We start from the raw sequence: 20,561 nt of genomic DNA on the forward strand, positions 1-20,561 counted from the left end.
CCACCACGAAACCTCGCGAGCCCTTCGACAAGCTCAGGGCGAACGGCATGTCAGAAAGCCACGCCATGAACACCCTGCCCAGCGTCATTGCCATCTGCCTGGGCGCCTGCGTGGGCGCGCTGGCGCGGTGGCGCCTGGGCCTGTGGCTCACGACACCCGGCTCGCTGCTGCCCTGGGGCACGCTGGCCGCCAACTGGATCGGGGCCTACGCCATCGGGCTGTCGGTGGCGTTCTTCAACACCCAGCCGCAACTCGATCCGGTGTGGCGCCTGGCCATCATCACCGGTCTGCTGGGTGCACTCACCACCTTCTCCACCTTCTCGGCCGAGGTGGTGACGCTGCTGCAACAAGGCCGCGTCGTGATGGCCAGCGGGGTGGCCGGGCTGCACCTGATCGGCTCGCTGTTGCTCACCTGGTTGGGCCTCAAAACACTGGCCTGACGCTCAACCCCCCGCGATGCAGCAGGTGCGCCAGCGAACAGACACCGGCGCGCGACTCGGCCACATTGGTGCCCTTGCGAACCGCACCCACCGCCATGAGCCACTTCCGCGCCCCCCAGGTGTCCTCCCCCACCCGCGTGCTGCTGGTGTGCGGCGCAATGCCCGACAACGGCACCTGCCCCGACGAGAACGCGCAGAGCGCCCGCCTCACACACATTGCGCGCGAGACACTGGAGACCATCGGCATCGAATGCGATGTGCTTGACCTGAGCCTCGTCACTTCGGAATGCCCGTTGCACCTTCATCCCGGCAAGGACTGCATGTCCACGGCCATGCCACGGGGCCACGGTCCCTGCAGCTGTCACCCGCAACACGGGCTGGGCCAGACACCCGACCGGATGGCCACGATCCGCGAGCGCTGGACCGCCGCGCACGCGGTGCTGATCATCACGCCGGTCCACTGGTGCCAGAGCCCCGGCCCGCTCAAGCAGATGATCGACCGCCTGGTGTGGGCCGACAGCGGCGGGCAGGCCGCACCAGCCAAGACATCGGAATTGGCCGGGTTCGGCCGCCCCATGCATCTGGCCGGACGAGCCTACGGCGTCGTGGTGCACGGCGACGCAGCAGGCATTGAAAGCTCGCGCCGCCCGCTGTGTGACTGGCTCGACTGGATGGGCTTCATCGACGCAGGCGCTGTGGCCCGGCTGGACCGGTGCATTGGATGCAACGAATCAGGTGAACCCGGCCGCTATGCGCTGGACCGCGCTCTCAACGAACAGGACGAAACGCGCCAAGCCGCCCAGTCCATCGCCCAGGCCGTTGCCGAGTTGCGCGGTGGCCGGCTCAAATCGCTGCAGTCCGAACGCCCGCGTCCCGGGTGATGTCTGGCCGCGGAGACACGCCAGGTTTCAGCCGCCGCCGCGCTGCATGTAGAGGTCGAAGCGCTTCATGAAGGCGTAGCGCTGCTCCGCGTCCAGGCCACTGAAGGCGAAGTTCACCCGCAGCACCGGCATGCGCATGAGCGCGATCACGCGTGGCGGCTGCTGCGCCCAGCTCAGAACCAGGCGCCCGGGAGGCACCTCGATCACGGCGTGGGCACCTTCGCGGTGCCAGGTGCACGCCCCCACCGCCGCTGGCAACCAGCCCAGCCACTCGGCCTCGGTGCAACCCATGTCGCGTTCGAAGCGCTCCTCATAACGCGACTGCATCGCTTCAGCCCCCGGCAATCGGCGGCCAAATGGCGAGCACGTCGCCTTCGACCAACGTGGCGCTCAGGCGCTCGTCTGGCTGGATGTACTTGCCGTTGACCAGCACCAGGTGCACCAGCTTGGGTGGCAGACCAAAAGGCTCGATGATCTGGCTGATGGGTGTGGCCGGATCGATGTCCAGCGACACCTGGTTGCTGCGCCGGGCTTCGGGAGGCAGGTAATCGGTGAGGGTGGCAAACAGTTTGAAAGTGATGTTCATGGAAGGGATTGTGATCAACGGAGAACGATCCGCCGCCGGGCCGCCCCAAGGCGGATCAGCCCCCTTGGGGGGCAGCGACCCGCGATGCGGCGGAGCGTGGGGGCCAATCGTTCAGCGCCGACGCTCATCTGCAGCGCCCGCCCATTGGCCCTGCCCTTGCGCGCTGGCGAGGTAGGCGTCCATCAACTTCGTCGGGTCGTGCATCAGGCGGTCCTTCCAGTCGCCCAGCTTCACCTGGCCTTCGACCAGGCCCCGCATCACGCCAACATGCTCGGTCCAGCCGACCGAGTTGCAGCCCACCATCACATCGTCTTTGAACTGCAGGCTCAGGTGGCGCCCGCTGGCCTTGTCGGTGAGTTCGGCGTGTTCGCCACCGGCCACACCCTCCCAGTTGCCGAAGCTCGTGGAAATGAGGCCCAGCGTGTCGAGCACGTTGATCTGCGTCACGCCCTTGAGGTCGGCTTTCTGACCCACCATGTTGAGCGCGGCCACGCGCGCCTGCTCGGCGGCGTTGGGCTGGATGGCACTCACGATGGTCTTGCCGCTGACCTTGTCAAACGCTTCAGCGCAGTCACCGGCAGCATAGACGCCCGGCACATTGGTCTGCAGGTGTTCGTCGGTGAGCACCCCCACCAGGCAGGTGATGCCCGAGTCCTTCAGGAAGCCGATGGCTGGACGAACGCCGGTGGCGCTGATCACCAGATCGGCCTCCACCGTCTGCCCGCCCGAGAGCTTGACGCGCAAGCCCTTGGCCGGCTCGGACGACCCCAGTCCCATGGCACTGGCCAGCTTGCCGACGATGCCGGTAGGCTCGCTGGTGGCACGCTCGATCGCTTCCACCTTGGTGCCGGTGAAGACCTTCACACCCTTTTTCTCGCACCAGTCGCGGATCATGCCGCCCGCCGTGGGGCCCATCATGCGCGGCACCATGCGGTCGCCCATTTCCACCACGCTCAGTGCCACGCCGCGCGCAGCCAGAGCTTCCATGATGATGCAGCCGATGAAGCCCGCACCCATCTGCAACACGCGGGCACCGGGCTTGGCCAGGGCCATGATGGCGCGCGCATCTTCCAGCGTCCAGCAGGGGTGCACGCCGGGCAGATCCATGCCGGGAATCGGGGGGCGCACCGGGTGCGAGCCGGTGGCGATCAGCAGCTTGTCGAACGACAGCGTGTTGCCGTTGTCCAGCGTGACGGTGCGCGCCTTCGTGTCCACCCGGGTGGCGCGACCGGCCACCTGGTTGATGCGCAGGTCGGTGTAGTGCGTGAGGCTCTTGCGCAGGTAGGTGCCGGTTTCCTTCACGTTGCCGATGAGCAGATAGGGAATGGCCATGCGCGAATACGGTGGCTCGGCCTCGTCCCCCACCAGGGTGATGGAGTCGGCGGGGGCATGCTTGCGGATGGTCTCGGCGGCGATGACACCGGCGGGGCCGGCGCCCAGGATGACGTGGTGCATGTCGTGTCTCCTCGAAAAAAAGAAAGGGGGCAGCGTGGTGACTGCCCCCTGGGTTCAGGCCAAGGCTGTTCGGGGCTGGGCTTTACAGGCTCAGGCGAGCCCGGGTTTCAGCGGTGGGGCGTCCCTCGGAGTCCCAGCCGCGCGCGGCGTAGTACTTGGGCAGCATCTCGGGCAGCTTGCTGACCATGCCTTTGGAGGCGCCGGTCTTGGCGGCTTCGGTCAGCAGGCGCTTGGGCAGCGAATCGTCCTTGGCGGTGAAGCCGGCGGCGTTGTTGAATTCGCGCTCCATGTTCCAGATGCGCTCACCGATCTTCTCCAGCTCCTCGGTGGTGAACTCTTCGTTGCACGCCGCTTGCAGTTGCGGCGCCAGATCGGCCACGCCCCAGGCGAAGGTGGTGAACACGCACAGGCCCGACGAGTCGAACGCGGCGGTGGCGTCCTGGAACGCCTTCACCAGTTCGGGCTTGCCCTCGCTCTCGACCGGATCGGTCTTGACCGGGATGCCCAGCACTTCAGAAGCGATGGTGTAGCCGCGCAGGTGGCAGGCGCCACGGTTGGAGGTGGCGTAAGCCAGACCGATGCCCTGGATCGCGCGACCGTCGTAGGCCGGGAATTCCTGGCCCTTCACGCTCATTGACAGATCCGGATGGCCGTACTTCTTGGTCAGGCGGGCCGAGCCCATGCCGATTTCCTTGCCGAAGCCTTCGCCTTTGGCGGTGATCTCCGCAAAGTGGGCCAGTGCTTGCGCCGAGCCGAACTTCGCGTCGATACCGAGTTGCTCTTGCGTGAGCACGCCCATCTCATAGAGCTCCATCACCGCGCCCACCGTGGCGCCGAAGCTGATGGGATCGAACCCTTCTTCGTTGCACAGCAGGTTGGCGTATTGCAGGGCTTCCAGATCGTTCACGCCGTTGGCCGCGCCGAGTGCCCAGGCCGCCTCGTATTCCAGGCCGCCGTTGGCACCCCAGTACTGCGGCTTGTTGGCCACGGTGAAGTGGCCCTCGTCCATCTTGCTGATGCGGCCACACGCGATCGTGCAACCGAAACAGGCCTGGTTGGTCACCAGGTGCTTCTTGCCGTCACTCTCTCGCGGCGTGACCATGGCCTCGGCCGAGATGTCTTTGGCGCCTTCGAACTGCACGTCGCGGTGGTTGCGGGTGGGCAGCGCGCCGATCTCGTTGATCACGTTCATCAGCACCTGCGTGCCGTAGGCTGGCAGGCCCTGGCCCGTCACGGCGTTCTCGGCCAGGATCTTCTTCTTCTCGAAGGTGGTCTTCATGAAGGCCTTGGGGTCGCGGATGTTACCCACGCCCTTGGTACCGCGCACGGCAATGGCCTTGAGGTTCTTGCTGCCCATCACGGCGCCCACGCCCGAGCGGCCAGCCGCGCGGTGCAGGTCGTTGACCACGGCCGCGTACAACACGCCGTTCTCACCGGCCTTGCCAATGCTCGACACGCGCACCAGCGGGTCCTGCAGGCTCGACTTGAGGACTTCTTCGGTCTTCCACACGCTCTGGCCCCAGAGGTGGCCGGCATCGCGCAGCTCGGCCACGTCGTCGTTGATGTAGAGGTAGACCGGCTTCGGGCTCTTGCCCTCGAAGATGATCATGTCCCAGCCAGCCATCTTGAGTTCGGCTCCCCAGTAGCCGCCCGAGTTGGAGCAGGCGATGGCACCGGTCAGCGGGCCCTTGGTGATGACGGTGTAGCGGCCGCCGGTGGAGGCCATCGTGCCGGTCAGCGGGCCGGTGGCCCAGATGATCTTGTTCTCAGGCGACAGCGGATCGACCTTGGGGTCAACCTCGCTCACCAGGTACTTGCTGCCCAGACCACGCGAGCCGATGTAGGAACGTGCCCACTCGGTGTTCAGCGCTTCGGTCTTCACGGTGCCCGCGGTCAGGTTGACGCGGAGGATTTTTCCAGCCCATGACATGTTGATGCTCCTTGAGTTAATCAGTTGGGGTCAGAGCACATCGCTGCGCGAGTGGTCTGACCCGCAAGGGTTCGGGCTTGGGGTCAGAGCACATCGCTGCGCGAGTGGTCTGACCCACAAGGTTTCAGGCTGCTGAAGGCTGGTTGCCCAGCTTGTCGGCCCACTGCTTCATCTTGTCCATGCCGGTCCAGTTGGCATCAATGAAGGTGATGGCGGCGGTCGGGCAGGCTTCGGCGCAGGCCGGCTCACCACCGCACAGGTCGCACTTCTGGACCTTGCCGGTTTCCTGAACGTAGTTGATCGTGCCGAAGGGGCAGGCGATCGTGCAGACCTTGCAACCCACGCAGGTGGTCTCGTTGACCACCTTGGCGCCCGTCATCTTGTCCACCGTGATCGCTTCCACCGGGCAGGCGTGCAGGCACCAGGCCTCGTCGCACTGCGTGCAGGTGTAGGGAACCTTCTTGCCGGTGTGATGGAAGTCAAAAACCTTGATGCGCGACTTCGACGTGGCGTAGGTGCCGTAGTTCTCGAACGAACAGGCCATTTCGCACTGCAGGCAGCCGGTGCATTTGTCGGGGTTGATGTGTAGGACTTTTTGCATAAGTGTCTCCGGGTGTGGGTAGAAGCCTGTCCGTGGGGACGCTTTATGCAGGCTTCTTCATACGATTGTTTGGTTGTGGGTGCATTTCGGGTTCAGGGTTTACCCGCAATTGAACGGCGCCCTTTCAAAAAGTCTCAGTTTGAGACACCGTTTTCTCAGGCCCGTGCGCGCCCTGCTCGAACAGATTTTCCGTGCGCAGCCCGCTGGCAGCCCTGCCACACCGCGATTGCCCCCATCCATTGCAATGCGCAAGTCAACTTGTGCAATTCGACAAAATGGCAATTCAAACCCAATCATCGATTTAATCGACAGGACATCAAGAAGCCATTTTTTTCAAAGTGAGAATGATTGAAAACACTCAATTGAATGGAGGGTCATCACTCAATTCGGCGGTCAATCGAGCGTGTTTCACTCGCGTTCGCCCACAACCCCAGGAGACAGGCATGCAGGTCCAGTTGAAGGTCAACGGAAAAGCCGTGACCGTGGATGCAGCGCCCCACACGCTGCTGGTTCAAACCCTTCAGCTCACCGGCACCCACGTGGGTTGCGACACGGCGCAATGCGGCTTCTGCACGCTGGGCATGGTCATGAGGCGGTGAGCCTGTGCCAGCAGCACCCCAACGCGAAGGCGACGCAAATCCGCGAACTGCTCGAAAGCAACCTGTGCCGTTGCACCGGGTATCAAAACATCGTCGGAGCCGGGCAGCAGGGTGCTGCGGGCTTGACGGCATGAGGAGCCAACGACAGAGAACACCTGCGCGGTGGGCAGCGCCATCAAAATCGGTCCGGTGGCCGCGCGCTTCAACGGCCGCGTGGTGCTCTTCGATATCGTGCCCCCGCAGTCCTACAAGCTCGGCTTCGACGCGCAAGGCGGTGTGGCTGGTTTCGGCAAGAGCGAGTCGTCGGTGCTGCTCAAGCAAAGCGGCTGCGGCTGCGAGCTCAGCTACACCGTGCACTCCACCGTGGGCGGCAAGATCGCGCAGCTCGGCCAGCGTCTGATCGACGGCGCGGCCAAGTCGCTGGTCGAAGACTTTTTCCGCCGCTTCGAAGAAGAGCTGCAACGCCGCTACCCGGTGGCCGCCGGCGAGGTGGTGGCCCTGCCCGCGCCTGCGGCCAGCGCGGGTCTGCCCGCCTGGGTGTGGGGTACGATCGCCGTCCTCGTGGCGGCAGCGGTCTACCTGGCCACGCGGGGCTGAAAGTCACCACAAATGGAAAACCTCGACGTCACCGTTCTGCGCACACTGCACGGCTGGCGCGCCCAGGGGCAACGCGCCCTGCTCGCTACCGTGGTGCGCACCTGGGGCTCGTCTCCGCGCCCGGTGGGCTCCATCATGGCCTTGTGCGAGAGCGGTGCGGTGGTCGGATCGGTCTCGGGCGGCTGCATTGAAGACGACCTGATTTACCGCTACAGCCGCGCCAACCAGACCAGCACCAGCGCATCAGTGGCAGGCATCACCCACGACATTCCCGACAGCACGCCGCAGCGCGTGAAGTACGGTGTGAGCGCCGACGAAGCCCACCGCTTCGGTCTGCCCTGCGGCGGCACGCTGGAGCTGGTGCTCGAATTCAACCCCGACGCTGCCTCGCTGCTGGCGCTGGTGCAATCGCTGGCCGATGGCCACATGGTCCAGCGGCGCACCGAGCTGGCCCGAGGCCGCGTGGAACTGCGCGAGGTCACCGCGCCCTCGCCCCTGATCGACGACGGCGAGCTGCTCGCCAACACCTTCGGCCCCGAGTACCGCATGCTGCTCATCGGCGCGGGCCAGCTCACCGAGTACCTTGCCTCCATGGCGCTGTTCAGCGGCTTCGCGGTCACCGTGTGCGATCCGCGCGAGGAGTACCGCGCGTCCTGGTCGGTGCCTGGCGTGACGCTCATGACAGAGATGCCCGACGACGTGGTGCGCGATTTCAAGGTCGACCGCCGCAGCTGCGTGATCGCGCTCACGCACGATCCCAAGCTCGACGACCTCGCCCTGCTCGAAGCGCTGGACACCGAGGCGTTTTACGTGGGTGCCATCGGCTCGCGGCGCAACAACGAAGCACGCCACGCCCGTTTGATCGAGCACTTCGAGCAGACGGCCGAGAGCCTCGCGCGGTTGCGCGGTCCGATCGGCATCTACATCGGCAGCAAGACCCCGCCCGAGATCGCGGTGAGCATCATGGCCGAGGTGCTGGCGGTGAAAAACGGCGTGCCGCTGCCGCGCGACATGGACGTGGCGCACGCCAAGAACGCGCTGGCGGATGGCCCGGCCGAACCGTCCGGGCCGACCTGCTTTTCACAAGCCCCCGCACGGTGAACACCCCTCCACCGCCACAGCCGTTGCACACCGGGGTGCTCATCCTCGCTGCCGGCGCTGGCCGGCGCATGGGTGGGCGGGCCAAGTGCCTTCTGGAGGTGCAAGGCCACAGCCTGCTGGAGCGGCTGGTGCGCTCGGTGCGCAGCCTGGGGCTTCAGACGCCCGTGCTGGTGCTCGGTCACCACGCCGCCGAAATTCAGGCGCACCTGGCGCAATGGCCCGAGCACCTCACACCGCGCCGGGTGGTCAACCCCGCGCCCGGAGACGACCCGGCCTCTTCGCTGCATTTGGGTCTGCACGCGCTCGGCGACGACGTGCAAGCCGTGATGGTGCTGCTGGCCGACCAGCCCCTGATCAACGCCACCGACATCGGGGCCGTGCTGGATGCTTTCCAGCGCCGCCCGGCCGGCTGCCAGGTCGTGGTGCCCTTGGTGAACGGCGTGCCGGGCCATCCCGTGATGATGGACGCCGCGGTGCGCACGGACCTGCTGGCCGCGCCCGGCGGCAGCCTGCGGCAGTGGCGCGCGGCGCACCCGCAAGCCACCCTGCCCTGGGTGGTGGACAACCCGCACCACACGCGCGATCTGGACACCCCCGACGACCTCATCGCCCTGGCGCGCGACACCGGCTGGGTCTGCCGCTGGCCCGAGCCCGCGCCGGGGGTTAACACCGATCCCATGAGCAGTTGAACCCCGTGCGGGGGCGCTCAAACGCTGCTCTAATTCCGAGGGTGAACTCCAACACGCCGTCACCCCTGACCCACCCACACCGCCTGGCCCTGATCGAGCAGGCCCGCAAATCGGTGCTGGACACGCGCGACCCGAGCACCCCGGTGGAGCTCTCGCCGTGGATCGACCGCTCGTGGCGGCGCTGCCTGGGCATGGGCTTCAATCCACACCAGCCGATTGCCTTCGATGCTGTGACGAACAGCGTGGTCCGCAATGCCATCGAAGCCAACCAGCCTTTGCTGCGCGCGGCAGCGCCGGTGATCCAGTCGCTCACGCGGGCCATGGCCAACACCCGTTACTTCGCCATCCTCACCGACGCCAGTGGCCTGGTGATCGATGTCAACGGTCCCATCGATCGCCACAACCCGCAAGCCTCCAGCATTGCGCGCGTGGGCGTGGACCTGTCCGAACGCGCCGTGGGCACCACCGCCATCGGTGCCACGCTGGCCGAGCTGCAGCCCGTGTGGCTGCACCGCGGCGAACACTTCTTCGATGCCACCAGCGCCTACAGCTGCGCGGGCGCGCCCATCTGGGGGCCCGACGGCCAGTGCGTGGGCATGCTCGACCTCACCGGCGTGAACGTGGTGGAGCAACCCGCTCTCAAGCACCTTGTCACGCAGTCGGCGCGCAGCATCGAAAACGCTCTGGCGCTGGCGCGGCCGCACCGCATGTTGCTGAGCCTGAACTGGCCCGGCCAGACCTTGGGTGGTGACAGCGATGGCCTGGTCTGTGTCGATGGCGATGGACACATCACCGGCTTGAACCGGCCCGCCGCCGACATGCTGGGCATCGCCCCGCTGGGACGTGCGGGCCATTGCACCGACGTGTTTGCCGTGCCGATGGAAACCCTGTTCGATGCTGCGCGCGCCCAGCGCAACGCACAGGAGGTACCCCTGTGGTCGGGGCTGCGGATCAACGTGCACGCGCGCCTCAACGCGGGTGGTGAGCGGGCGCCCCTGCACGGCTCGGGCGCAGCGGTGCCGCTCAAGGATGTGGAAACCGCCCTCATCCGCAAGGCGGTGGAAGAGGCTCGCGGCAACGTGATGGAAGCCGCGCGCGCACTGGGCATCAGCCGGGCCACGGTGTACCGCAAGCTCGGCGCCCAGCGCGACCGCAGCTGATTCGACAGGCGCCCTCCGTTCGGGCTGAGCCTGTCGAAGCCTTCACGCGGTGTGGGCCCCCAAGGGCTGCGACAAGCTCAACCTGAACGGGTAGCGTCCAGCTCGGCCAGCTCGGCCTCGCTGAACACACGCGAGCGTGTGTGGAAGGCCTTGCCTTCGGGCCCCTCCAGCGAAAACGTGCCGCCGTGGCCTTCGATCACGTCGATGATCAGCTGCGTGTGGCGCCAGTATTCGTATTGCGCGCGGCCAATGTAGAAGGGGCTGCCGCCCACGTCACCCAGGTACACATCGCCCGCACCCATGGTGATTTCGCCGGGCAGATAACAGTTGGCGGCGCTGTTGTCGCAGCAGCCGCCGCTCTGGTGAAACATCAGGTCCGGGCCGTGTTTGGTTTTGAGGAAGGCCACCAGTTCGAGGGCGGCTGGGGTGGCTACTACTTTGTCGACCATGGTGTTTTCTTCTCTTGGGTTTTGTGGGTGCTCGCAGCTTCGTGGACGGTGTGGGCAGCCGCCTCATGCTGGAGTACCAGAAATCGGCGTCTGCCCACACCGTCCACGAAGCCGGGTGGTTGGAGCGCCACCGTCGTCGCGCGGAAAGCCACGTGGATTCCCAAGGGGTGACCACCGATTTCTGGTACTCCAGTATGAGGTGGGCGCCCCTTGGGAATCCACGTGGCGACCCCTCCGGCGAGAAGGGAGTCAAAGGCTCGTCAGAAAAACCCGAGCTTGTTTTCCGAGTACGAAACCAGCAGGTTCTTGGTCTGCTGGTAGTGGTCCAGCATCATCTTGTGCGTCTCGCGCCCGATGCCCGATTCCTTGTAGCCACCAAACGCCGCGTGCGCCGGGTAGGCGTGGTAGCAGTTGGTCCACACGCGCCCGGCCTTGATGGCGCGGCCCATGCGGTAGGCCACGTTGCCGTTGCGGCTCCACACGCCGGCACCCAGGCCGTACAGCGTGTCGTTGGCGATCGCCAGCGCTTCGGCCTCGTCCTTGAAGGTGGTCACGGCCAGCACCGGGCCGAAGATTTCTTCCTGGAAGATGCGCATCTTGTTGTGGCCCTTGAACAGCGTGGGCTGCACGTAGTAGCCGCCTTCCAGATCACCACCCAGGTGGGCCTGGCCACCACCGGCCAGCACCTCGGCGCCCTCCTGCTTGCCCAGGTCCAGGTACGAGAGGATCTTGGTCAGCTGCTCCTTGCTGGCCTGCGCACCCATCATGCTGTCGGTGTCCAGCGGGTTGGCGTGTTTGATGGCGGCCACGCGTTTCAACACGCGCTCCATGAAGCGGTCGTAGATGCTTTCCTGGATCAGCGCACGGCTCGGGCAGGTGCACACCTCGCCCTGGTTGAACGCGAACAACACGAGACCTTCGATGGCCTTGTCGAGAAAGGCATCGTCCTTGTCCATGATGTCGGCGAAGAACACGTTGGGCGACTTGCCACCGAGCTCCAGCGTGGCCGGAATCAGGTTGTTGGCTGCGGCCTGCGCGATCACGCGGCCGGTGGAGGTGGAGCCGGTGAACGCGATCTTGGCGATGCGCTTGGAGGTGGCCAGCGGCATGCCGGCTTCGCGGCCGTAGCCGTTGACGATGTTGAGCACACCCGGGGGCAGCAGGTCGCCGATGAGTTCGGCCAGGATCAGGATGCTGATGGGCGTGGACTCGGCGGGCTTGAGCACCACGCAGTTGCCCGCACCCAGCGCGGGCGCAAGTTTCCATGCCGCCATGAGGATGGGGAAGTTCCACGGAATGATCTGGCCGATCACGCCCAGCGGTTCCTGGATGTGGTACGCCACCGTGTTCTCGTCGATGTTGGAGAGGGAGCCCTCCTGCGCGCGCACGCAGCCCGCAAAGTAGCGGAAGTGATCCACCGTGAGCGGGATGTCGGCGTTGAGCGTTTCGCGGATCGCCTTGCCGTTGTCCACGGTCTCGGCGTAAGCCAGCACTTCGAGGTTGGCTTCGATGCGGTCAGCGATCTTCAGCAGCACGTTCGCACGCTCGGCCGCGGAGGTCTTGCCCCAGGCGTCGGCTGCAGCGTGCGCGGCATCGAGCGCGAGTTCGATGTCTTCGGCCGTGGAACGCGCCGCGCGGGTGTACACCTTGCCCGACACGGGCGTGATGACGTCGAAGTACTGGCCCTGCATGGGCGCGATCCAGCGCCCGCCAATGAAGTTGTCGTACTGGTTTTTGTAAGTGATCTTGGCGCCGGCGGCGCCAGGAGCTGCATAGAGCATGTTGTCTTCCTGAGGGTGAACGTTGATGGCGAAACCTGTGTTGTCAGGCGCTCTTCAAACCTCAAGTTCCATGCCATGGGCTTTTCACGGCAAAGCGCTGCAAGACAGCACACAAGGCGCGTGGCGACTGTCCCGAAACCGTGCGAACCGGCTGCGTGTTGTCCCAACCCAGCACACCCGGTGCGATGCTCATGCGCAGGCGGTGCCGCGTGTGGCTCCTCCCGCCGGGCGATGATCTACAGCAGTGGGCGCAGGATGCCCGCGGTCTCCTGCAACGCCGGGATCAGTTCCGCTGCAATTCGGGCGTCATCCCAGAACGCGGCCTGCAGTGTCATGCCGATGGCGGCACGGACTTCGCCGCGACGGTCGGTGAGCCGCACGGCCACGCCCACCAAACCCGGATCAAGTCGGCCACGTGAGATCCAGGCATCGCTGCCGCGCGATACGCGCACCTGTTCAAGAAACGCATCACGGTCCACCACCGTGCTCGCTGTAAAAGCGCTGAACTCGTGGGCCGCCACCCAGGACTGCAACGCGTCGTCCGACCAAGCGGCCAGCAGCACCGTTCCGGGCCCCACCACGTGAGCCGGCACGCGAGCGCCCGCGTAGAAGCCGATCGACACCACGCGCGGACTGTTGCTGCGCGCCACATAGACCACCTCGTGGCCGTCGAGCAAACTGACGTTGACGGTTTCGCCTGTGGCAAGCGACAGGCGCTGGATGAAGGGCTGAACCAGGCGTGGCAACCGCGCCGCTTCCAGGTAGCTCTGACCGAGCCGCAACACGCGCGGCGCCAGCCAAAAGCGTTTGCCATCGCTGTCGGCATATCCGAAGTGGCACAAGCTCAGCAAGTGGCGCCTGGCCGCACTGCGCGGAATGCCGGTGCGCGTCGCGACCTCGGCCACGGTCATGCGCGGATGTCCGTCGTCAAAGCTTTCGATCACGGCCAATCCGCGACCCAGACCAGCAATCAGGTCGTGCGGATCGATGGGGAGCCGGGGCGCCACCGCTTCGGTCGAGGAATGGGACGGGACAACCATAGGGAAAACCCAAGTTTCGTTCGCTGATCGATTTACATGTTCGGTGAGCGGACATTTTGACAAATTGTGACTACCGCTTATGCGCTCGCCTTCCTACACTTCGCGCTCCAACCCAAACCACCCGGAGACAAGCATGATCACACTTCGCCGCACCTTCCTGGCCACCTCGCTGGCCACCGCCTCGCTGCTGTTGTCGTTGCCCGGCGCCGCGCAGGACATTCAAGTCCGCGCCATCAAATTCACCGCAGCCAGCAACAAAGGCCACCCACAGGTGATGGGCGTGGAAAAGTTTGCCGAGATCGTGGCGAAAAAGAGCGGCGGCAAATTGAACGTCAAACCATTTCCCGGCGGCGCACTCGGCCCCGACGCCCAGGTGGTGTCGGCCATGCAAGGCGGCAATGTCGAGATGAATGTGATGAACGCCAGCCTGCTGGCCGGCAACGTCAAGGAAATGGCAATCTTCGATTACCCGTTTCTGTTCGGCAACGCCAAGGAAGCGGATGCCGTGATCGACGGCCCGGTAGGTCGAAAGTTGCTCGACAAGCTGCAGGAACGTGGCCTCGTGGGCCTGGCGTACTGGGACCTGGGTTTCCGCCAGATGCACACGACCAAGAAGGCGATCCGCACCGCCGATGACCTCAAGGGCGTGAAGATGCGCGTGATTCCCACCGCCCAGTACGTTGACTTCATGAACACCATTGGCGCAACAGCGACACCCATGCCGTACACCGAGACCTATTCCGCGCTGGAGCAGGGCGCCATCGACGGCATGACCAACCCGCTGCTCAACATCGTGAACGAGAAGTTCTACGAGGTCACGAAGCACCTGACGCTGACCAACCACATGTACACGCCCCAGGCCGTGATCGTGAGCAAGAAATTCTGGGACAAGCTGTCGGCCGACGAGCAGAAAATCTTGCAGGACGCAGCCAGCGAAACCGCTCTTTACCAACGCAAGGTCGCACGCGAGGAGGCGACCAAGGCGCTCGATACCCTGAAGAAAAACGGAATGCAGGTGTACGAAATGCCGGCGCAGGAGATTGCCAAACTGCGTGAGCGCGCCAAGCCGGCCATGGACAAGCTCACAGCACAGGTTGGCGAGCCGCTGGTCAAGGACATGATCGCAGCGGTGGAGAAGGCTCGCGCGGCGAAATAAGACGATCCAGCCTGCGCACGCCCGCCGCGCCTTCAGGGCGCAGTGAGCGTCATGCCGTGTTGCTTGAAGATCGCCAGCAACTCGCCGCTGCCACGGATCGATTGCAGGGCGGATTCCAGCGCCAGGCCCAGCTCCTTGTTCTCGGCCTTGATCGCCATGCCCACCGGCCAGCCGGTGTCGGGGATGCCGCTGAGCGCCAGGGGCGTGAGGCGGTACTGCCCGGGCTGGGCCTCCGCGCGCGAGAGCACCGACTCGGCCTGCGCCCGCGTCACGTAGGCGGCAACGGCCTTGCCATCAAGCATGGCTTGCACGGCCTGCGTGCCGGTGTTGTGGATGCCAACCTGCGCGCGCAGCAGGCCGCCGCTGTACCCCATGAGCGCGCTGGTGGCACCCGCGCCGCGCTCGGCCGCGAGCTGCAATCCCTTGAGGTCCTCGGGGCTGCTCACGTCGGCGATGCGGCGGGTGTCATAGGCCAGCACCAGCGACTGGCGCATGTACGGCGCCAGGATCAGCACCTGGCGGTTGCGCGCCATGAGGTACCTGTCGCCAGGCACCTGCAGCATCACGTCGGCCGGGCCGTAGCCCAGGTAGTGACCCCGCCACACCATGTTGCGCAGGTCGTCGTTCATGTTCTCGCCCGCGTCGAAGGGCAGCAGCGCAAGCTTGAGGCCGAGCTGACGGGCCAGCGCGGTAGCGATCGACACGTCCAGCCCCTTCACGTCGTTGGTCGGGCCGTCAGAGAAGGGCGCGTTGTCTTTGTAGACCGCGACCTTGAGCACACCGCTGGCGCGGATCTTCGCCAGGTCGCTCAGCTCGGTCTGGGCTTGTGCCAGCACAGGTACACCGGCCAGCAAAGGCAGCAGGCCGGCCAGGACCTGGCGGCGATCAAGGTGTGTGCGTTTTTCTGTCATGTCTTGTCTCCTCACGGTGCGGGCCGCCAGCGGCTCGCGGGTCACATCACTTCTCGCGGCGGGTTTCCAGGTAGGTCTTGATCGACCAGATGGCTTCCTGCGTGAGCGTGGCCTCGAAGGGTGGCATGTACACGCGGCCATCGCGCACGCGACCACGACGCACGGTGGACACGTAGTAGTCGTCCATCTCCTTGTAGCAGGCCGCCTTCTTGGCCGCATCGGCCATGCCCGAGCAGTCGCTGTCGAACTTGCGCAGGTCGGGCGACATGCCGCCCGAGATGGCTTCCAGACCGTGGCAGCGCGCGCAGTTCTGGTTGTAGGCCGAGGTGCCGATGCGCAGCGCTTCCTTGTTGGCCGGGCCTGCGCTGAAAGGGTTGGCATCGAGCCACTTGGCGCCGAGCTGCGGCAGGGTGCTGGTGTCCACCGATTGCGGGGTCACGTCACCGTGGGCCATCACGGCGGCGACGCCGCAAGTCACGGCCAGGGCCAGCAGGCCGCGAGCGGCGCGTTTCGAGAGAGAAAGGGATCGGGTTTTCATCGAAAGGTCTCCATGGTCAAAAGCGGGTTCACCTGTCGTGGTCAGCAAGAAGCAGGCCTTCCATCAAAAGCCGGATCGACACCGCCAACGTGTACCAATTTGCATCAACTGTGCAGACGGTCGTCGCGCAGCGTGTCACACCCCTGCGGACAACTGGTGCCTTCTGGACCACCTTTTCAGTGGGAAAAGTAGTTCAAAAGCAGGCAAGTTAATTGCTAACAGGGCATGGGTACACCCGGTGTGGGTTGTTGCACACCGGGATTACCAGTGTTGTTTCCCGGGACAGTTATGAAGAAAATTGCATGAGCCATCAAGACAGCGATTACCACGGCCCCACCCCGCCAGCGGACGGCGAACCGCCATGGCAGATGGACTACTGGGGGGGCCTTCCCCCGGACCCTGGAGACAACATGAGTTCCGCCCTCTTCACGAGCACCGTTGCGGGTCGTCGGGTTGAATCCCCGCCTGCGGGCATGCCCGCACACGACCACCACGACCTGATCGGGCAGTCGCACCGCCGCTCGCAGGGCTATGGCATCACGGTCACCGACGAGCCTGATTTCTCCAGTCCGGCCCACGGCGTCCTGCCTGACGCGCTGGAAGAAAACCGTTTCCTGTTCCAGCACGCAGCACCCGTGATGGAAACGCTGTACGACCAGATCGTCAACACCCACAGCATGGTGCTGCTCACCTCGGCCAAGGGACTGGTGCTGCACTCGCTGGGCGACATGGATTTTCTGGAACGCGCCTCCCAGGTCGCACTCACCCCCGGCATGGACTGGTCGGAGAAAAGCAAGGGCACCAACGCGATCGGCACCGCACTGAGCGAAGAGGAAGCGCTCACCGTGCACGGCGGTCAGCACTACATGAACGCCAACAAGTTCCTCACCTGTTCGGCCTCGCCCATCTTCGATCCCTACGGCCAGGTGATCGGTGCGCTGGATGTGACAGGTGACCACCGCAGCTACCACCAGCACACGCTGGCGCTGGTGCGCATGTCGGCGCAGATGATCGAGAACCACATGTTCGCCGACATCTTCCCCAAGGCGATCCGCATCCACTTCCACACCCGCTCCGAATTTCTGGGCACGCTGGTCGAAGGCATCGCGGTGTTTTCGCCCGAAGGCCGTTTTCTCTCGGCCAACCGAAGCGCGCAGTTCCAGATCGGCCTGCCGTTTTCCGCACTCAAGGCCCACACCTTTTCCTCGCTGTTCGGTCTGCCGGTGTCGGCGTTGTTCGACCTGTTCAGCGGCGCCACGCCCAACCCCAAACAGCTGTGCATGCACAACGGTGTGTCGGTGTGGTGCCGGGTCAAGCTCAAGGCCTCCAACATGTGGGCCGCCAAGCCCGCGGGCAGCACCGGCGACGCAGCCACGCCACCCCATTCGGCGCCCCCAGCGGCACAGCCGGGGCCCGAGCCGCTCAAGCAGACCGGCAAGAAGATGCAGTTCTCTTCGCTGCACTACCTGGACACCGGCGACGCGCAGGTGACCTCGGTGATCCACAAGCTGCGCATGGTCAGCGGGCGCGACATCCCGATCATGATCCTGGGCGAAACCGGCACCGGCAAGGACCTGCTCGCGCAAGCGATCCACGGCGACTCCACGCGCGCAGCCCAGCCCTTCGTGTCGGTCAACTGCGCCTCCATTCCCGACACGCTGATCGAGTCCGAACTCTTCGGCTACGAAGAGGGCGCCTTCACCGGCGCGCGCAAGAAGGGCTCGATCGGCAAGATCCTGCAGGCCCACGGCGGCACGCTGTTCCTCGACGAGATCGGTGACATGCCCAAGCACCTGCAGGCGCGGTTGCTGCGTGTGCTGCAGGAGCGCAAGGTCAGCCCGCTGGGCGCGGGCAAGGAGGTCGAGGTGGACGTGGCGGTGGTGAGCGCCACGCACAAGAACCTCAAGGACATGATCGCGCGCGGCGATTTCCGCGAAGACCTCTACTACCGCCTCAACGGCTTGGTGGTGCGCCTGCCCGCACTGCGCGAGCGCAGCGACTTCGAACTTGTGGTGCAAAAGATCCTGCTCGCGCTCAGCGAAGGCAGCCAGCCCGTGGGCGTGTCGGCGCAGGTGATGGACCTCTTCAAGCGCTACGCCTGGCCCGGCAACTTCCGCCAGCTGCACAACCTGCTGCGCACGGCGGTGGTGATGGTCGGCCAGGGCGGCGTGATCGACATGGGTCACCTGCCCGATGACTTCCTTGAAGAGCTGGACCACGACAAGGTGCTGGTGCGCCCCACGTTTGCCATGAGCACGGCCACACCCGCGGCCAGCATCGTGGTGCCAGCCGAGGCCGCCCCCGTGTGCGGCGTGCCCGAGCCAGTGGTGGAAGTGGCCACTGAGGGCCAGAAGTTGCAGGACGTGGCGCTCAGCGCCATGGCGCAGATGCTGCGCCTGCACAAAGGCAATGTGTCGGCGGCGGCCAAGGCGCTGGGCGTGTCGCGCAACACCATCTACCGCAAGAAAGACCAACTCCCGCCGGACCTGCTGAACTGAGTCGGGGCCGGGCGTTACTTCGATGGTTGCGATGGAGCTTCGCGCTCCATCCACACCGGCTCCAGTTCGCGCCACGCGCGCTGCACGTTGAAGCCCTGGCGCTGCGCGTGCCCCGCCCAGCCCGCGTACGCGGGCATGGTGATCAACCCGCTCTCGCCAGCGTGTCGGCCTTCGTCCATTGCGCTCAGCACCTGTGCGCGCAACTCCGTCAGGTAAGCGCGGGTGGCCGCCATCGCGGGGGGCACCGCTGCGTCGTCCTCCGCGCTGGAAACCGCGTTGCCGATCACATGCCTGGGACGCAACGCGGCGATGCGCTCCAGCGCCGACAACCACGCGTCCACCCCGCCCTGCGCCAGCTCGGGCAGGCGCTGCCCGTACACCAGCCCGCCGGCCCACACCACGCGGCTGGCCTCGTCCCACAGCACCAGATCGCTCTCGGTGTGGCCCGGCGCGGGCGGCAGCACCCGCAGCCGGTGAGCGCCGATGCGCAAGACCTCACCGGCCTGCAGCACACGACTGGGCCACACGATGCGCGTGCCCGCCATGGCGTCTGCGCCTGCGCGCTCGCTCAGGCTGGCCAGGCAGGCCGGGCAGCGCTGCTGCATCGCGCTGCGCGTTCCCTCGTTGGACAGGATCTGCAGCTCGCCTGTCGCCAGCCGGTCGGCAAACGCCGAGTTCGCCAGCACGTTCTCGGCATGGGCATGGGTGTTGACCACCCAGCGCACCTGCGCACCGAAGCGGCAGGCCAGCGAGTCGCGCACGCGCAGGCCGTGGCGGTGGCTCGGGCCGGGGTCGATCACCAGGGCTTCGCCGCCCGAGACCACCACCGAGGTGGGCACCACATGGCCCGCATTGGCGGCGGACACCTCACCCTCCGCGTCGGGTTGCCACACCCACACACCGGGCACCACCGCTTGCCACGGCACCGTGTTGGCAGCGCTGCAGTCGGGCCGGGATGCCGTGGACGCGCAACCCAACAACAGCGCAAGCAGGCCCGCCCCCAGCGCACACCGCAGGCCGTTCATGCCAGCGTCCTGCGCACGCGCTTGCGCAAGGCGCTCAGCATGTCGGGCTCGTGGCCCAGGTGGCCGCTGTGTGGCGCCTCGTGGGAGACCGCGCCACCCGAAGACCGGCCGAGCGCGGCCCAGCGCCGGCTGTTGGCCGGTGGGCAGATCGCATCAAACCGGCCATGCACCCAGTCCACCGGTGTGCCGTGGCGAGCGGCCTGCAACACGCCGCGATCGAGCTCGCCCGGGCGCATGAAACCGCGGTGACTCAGGTAGTGCGCCTGGATGCGGAATTTGGCGAAGGCGTTGCGGTCGGCGCGGGTTTTCCCGGGGCTCTTCAGCCGGGCCATGGCGCGCCTCTCGGCCTTGCGCAGTGACGCCCATTCGCGCCGGATCGAAGCCGCCAGGCGCGGTGCGGTGAGCGCCGCATGCCGCAGGCTGCGCCGCTGGCTGCGCGCGGCCGCCGCCGTTTCCAGCAAACCCCAGCCGCGCGCGGCGCGCAGCGATGCAACACCGGGTGTCCCACTTTGAATCAGTTGTGTCAGCCGACGAAGCGCGGCGGGCAGCACCGCGCCGGGAAAAACCGGCCACAGCGCGCCCCAGCCCAGCGACTGTCGCACGCGCGACGAGGGCAACAGCAGCCCGCCGACCTCGCGCCTGCTCAGCGCAAACGCCCCGCGCAACACCAGGCGCTGCACTCGCTGCGGGTGCGCCAGCGTGTAAGCCAAAGCCACCACCGTGCCCCACGAACCGGCCAGCACCGACCAGCGCTCCAACCCCAGGTGTTCGCGCAGCGTTTCCATGTCCGCCACGAGCGCTGCCGTGTGGTTGCCGGCCGTGCGCCCCTTGGGCAGCGAGGCACCGCAGCCGCGCTGATCGGGCGCCACCACCCGCTGCAAAGACAAGTCAAAAGGCCTCAACATGCCGGGCTGGCAACTGCTGCCCGGACCGCCGTGCAACAGCAGCCAGGGCTCACCATCCGGCGCCCCCACGGCCCGCCAGGCCATGCGGTGCAGGCGGCCCAGCGGCATGTGTTGCGGGCGCGGCCACGCGGGACTGGCCACCGCCGGGCATGGCACAGTTTTCATGGCATCGATATTGCTATTCATCGGGGCGGCTTGTGGCAATGGTGCTGGCGAGCT

At 65.9% G+C, this 20,561-nt stretch carries 20 protein-coding genes and 1 pseudogene; 9 read left to right on the top strand and 12 right to left on the bottom strand.

Features of this window, described 5'->3' with window-relative positions; genetic code table 11:
- Positions 1 to 65: 65 nt before the first annotated feature.
- Positions 66 to 440 (top strand): fluoride efflux transporter CrcB, encoded by a 375-nt coding sequence (crcB, locus tag F9Z44_RS14205; RefSeq protein ID WP_442907197.1) that lies wholly within the window; start codon positions 66 to 68, stop codon positions 438 to 440.
- 95 nt (positions 441 to 535) lie between these two features.
- Positions 536 to 1,321, top strand: a complete 786-nt coding sequence (locus F9Z44_RS14210; protein ID WP_159607194.1) for a flavodoxin family protein — start codon at positions 536 to 538, stop codon at positions 1,319 to 1,321.
- Positions 1,322 to 1,348: 27 nt separating this feature from the next.
- Here F9Z44_RS14210 and F9Z44_RS14215 read toward each other — a convergent pair whose 3' ends face one another.
- The 5 genes from F9Z44_RS14215 to F9Z44_RS14235 all read right to left on the bottom strand — a co-directional run bounded on the left by F9Z44_RS14215 (position 1,349) and on the right by F9Z44_RS14235 (position 5,893).
- On the bottom strand, positions 1,349 to 1,648 hold the full coding sequence (locus F9Z44_RS14215; RefSeq protein WP_159607196.1) for a hypothetical protein: 300 nt from the start codon (positions 1,646 to 1,648) through the stop codon (positions 1,349 to 1,351).
- Between the two features lie 4 nt (positions 1,649 to 1,652).
- On the bottom strand, positions 1,653 to 1,907 hold the full coding sequence (thiS, locus tag F9Z44_RS14220) for a sulfur carrier protein ThiS (RefSeq protein WP_159607198.1): 255 nt from the start codon (positions 1,905 to 1,907) through the stop codon (positions 1,653 to 1,655).
- A 111-nt stretch (positions 1,908 to 2,018) separates the two neighbouring features.
- Positions 2,019 to 3,362, bottom strand: coding sequence for an NAD(P)/FAD-dependent oxidoreductase (locus F9Z44_RS14225; protein ID WP_159607200.1), 1,344 nt, complete (start codon positions 3,360 to 3,362; stop codon positions 2,019 to 2,021).
- Positions 3,363 to 3,444: 82 nt separating this feature from the next.
- Complete coding sequence (locus F9Z44_RS14230; RefSeq protein WP_159607202.1) at positions 3,445 to 5,292, bottom strand: aldehyde ferredoxin oxidoreductase family protein; 1,848 nt, start codon at positions 5,290 to 5,292, stop codon at positions 3,445 to 3,447.
- Positions 5,293 to 5,416: 124 nt separating this feature from the next.
- A complete protein-coding gene (locus F9Z44_RS14235; protein ID WP_056275763.1) occupies positions 5,417 to 5,893 on the bottom strand; it encodes a 4Fe-4S dicluster domain-containing protein in 477 nt (158 codons plus the stop codon).
- Between the two features lie 443 nt (positions 5,894 to 6,336).
- Between F9Z44_RS14235 and F9Z44_RS14240 the strand changes: the two are divergent.
- From F9Z44_RS14240 to F9Z44_RS14260, 5 genes and pseudogenes are all read left to right on the top strand, one after another.
- Positions 6,337 to 6,626 (top strand): annotated as a pseudogene (locus tag F9Z44_RS14240) ((2Fe-2S)-binding protein).
- 28 nt (positions 6,627 to 6,654) lie between these two features.
- Positions 6,655 to 7,089, top strand: a complete 435-nt coding sequence (locus F9Z44_RS14245) for a CoxG family protein (protein ID WP_159607204.1) — start codon at positions 6,655 to 6,657, stop codon at positions 7,087 to 7,089.
- A gap of 12 nt (positions 7,090 to 7,101) precedes the next feature.
- Entirely contained in the window at positions 7,102 to 8,190 is a 1,089-nt protein-coding gene (locus F9Z44_RS14250) for an XdhC family protein (RefSeq protein WP_159607206.1), read from the top strand.
- A complete protein-coding gene (locus tag F9Z44_RS14255) occupies positions 8,187 to 8,879 on the top strand; it encodes a nucleotidyltransferase family protein (protein ID WP_159607208.1) in 693 nt (230 codons plus the stop codon). The genes F9Z44_RS14250 and F9Z44_RS14255 overlap by 4 nt, the downstream gene beginning before the upstream one ends.
- A 41-nt stretch (positions 8,880 to 8,920) precedes the next feature.
- Positions 8,921 to 10,039 (top strand): sigma-54-dependent Fis family transcriptional regulator, encoded by a 1,119-nt coding sequence (locus tag F9Z44_RS14260; RefSeq protein ID WP_159607210.1) that lies wholly within the window; start codon positions 8,921 to 8,923, stop codon positions 10,037 to 10,039.
- Positions 10,040 to 10,116: 77 nt separating this feature from the next.
- Here the strand turns inward: F9Z44_RS14260 and F9Z44_RS14265 are convergent, their stop codons facing one another.
- The 3 genes from F9Z44_RS14265 to F9Z44_RS14275 all read right to left on the bottom strand — a co-directional run bounded on the left by F9Z44_RS14265 (position 10,117) and on the right by F9Z44_RS14275 (position 13,309).
- Positions 10,117 to 10,488 carry a DUF779 domain-containing protein gene (locus tag F9Z44_RS14265; RefSeq protein WP_159607212.1) on the bottom strand — a complete coding sequence of 124 codons (372 nt, stop codon included), beginning with the start codon at positions 10,486 to 10,488 and terminating at the stop codon, positions 10,117 to 10,119.
- A gap of 260 nt (positions 10,489 to 10,748) precedes the next feature.
- On the bottom strand, positions 10,749 to 12,269 hold the full coding sequence (gene exaC / locus F9Z44_RS14270) for an acetaldehyde dehydrogenase ExaC (protein WP_159607214.1): 1,521 nt from the start codon (positions 12,267 to 12,269) through the stop codon (positions 10,749 to 10,751).
- Positions 12,270 to 12,505: 236 nt separating this feature from the next.
- Positions 12,506 to 13,309 (bottom strand): IclR family transcriptional regulator domain-containing protein, encoded by an 804-nt coding sequence (locus F9Z44_RS14275; RefSeq protein ID WP_159607216.1) that lies wholly within the window; start codon positions 13,307 to 13,309, stop codon positions 12,506 to 12,508.
- A 133-nt stretch (positions 13,310 to 13,442) separates the two neighbouring features.
- On the opposite strand from F9Z44_RS14275, the gene F9Z44_RS14280 reads away from it, so the two are divergent.
- A complete protein-coding gene (locus tag F9Z44_RS14280; RefSeq protein ID WP_201449965.1) occupies positions 13,443 to 14,465 on the top strand; it encodes a TRAP transporter substrate-binding protein in 1,023 nt (340 codons plus the stop codon).
- Positions 14,466 to 14,497: 32 nt separating this feature from the next.
- On the opposite strand, the gene F9Z44_RS14285 is transcribed toward F9Z44_RS14280, so the two are convergent.
- Positions 14,498 to 15,376: a substrate-binding periplasmic protein gene (locus F9Z44_RS14285; RefSeq protein ID WP_159607218.1), complete on the bottom strand. Its 879-nt coding sequence runs from the start codon at positions 15,374 to 15,376 to the stop codon at positions 14,498 to 14,500.
- 46 nt (positions 15,377 to 15,422) lie between these two features.
- Entirely contained in the window at positions 15,423 to 15,914 is a 492-nt protein-coding gene (gene pedF, locus F9Z44_RS14290) for a cytochrome c-550 PedF (RefSeq protein ID WP_159607220.1), read from the bottom strand.
- Positions 15,915 to 16,324: 410 nt separating this feature from the next.
- Between pedF and F9Z44_RS14295 the strand changes: the two genes are divergently transcribed.
- Positions 16,325 to 18,412, top strand: a complete 2,088-nt coding sequence (locus F9Z44_RS14295) for a sigma-54-dependent Fis family transcriptional regulator (protein WP_159607222.1) — start codon at positions 16,325 to 16,327, stop codon at positions 18,410 to 18,412.
- Between the two features lie 14 nt (positions 18,413 to 18,426).
- Here F9Z44_RS14295 and F9Z44_RS14300 read toward each other — a convergent pair whose 3' ends face one another.
- Both F9Z44_RS14300 and F9Z44_RS14305 read right to left on the bottom strand, forming a co-directional pair.
- Positions 18,427 to 19,437: an MBL fold metallo-hydrolase gene (locus tag F9Z44_RS14300; RefSeq protein ID WP_159607224.1), complete on the bottom strand. Its 1,011-nt coding sequence runs from the start codon at positions 19,435 to 19,437 to the stop codon at positions 18,427 to 18,429.
- A complete protein-coding gene (locus F9Z44_RS14305; protein WP_159607226.1) occupies positions 19,434 to 20,507 on the bottom strand; it encodes an alpha/beta fold hydrolase in 1,074 nt (357 codons plus the stop codon). The genes F9Z44_RS14300 and F9Z44_RS14305 overlap by 4 nt, the downstream gene beginning before the upstream one ends.
- Positions 20,508 to 20,561: the final 54 nt, after the last annotated feature.

Origin of the sequence: Hydrogenophaga sp. PBL-H3 (assembly GCF_010104355.1) — a bacterium.
Taxonomy (GTDB): Bacteria; Pseudomonadota; Gammaproteobacteria; order Burkholderiales; family Burkholderiaceae_C; genus Hydrogenophaga.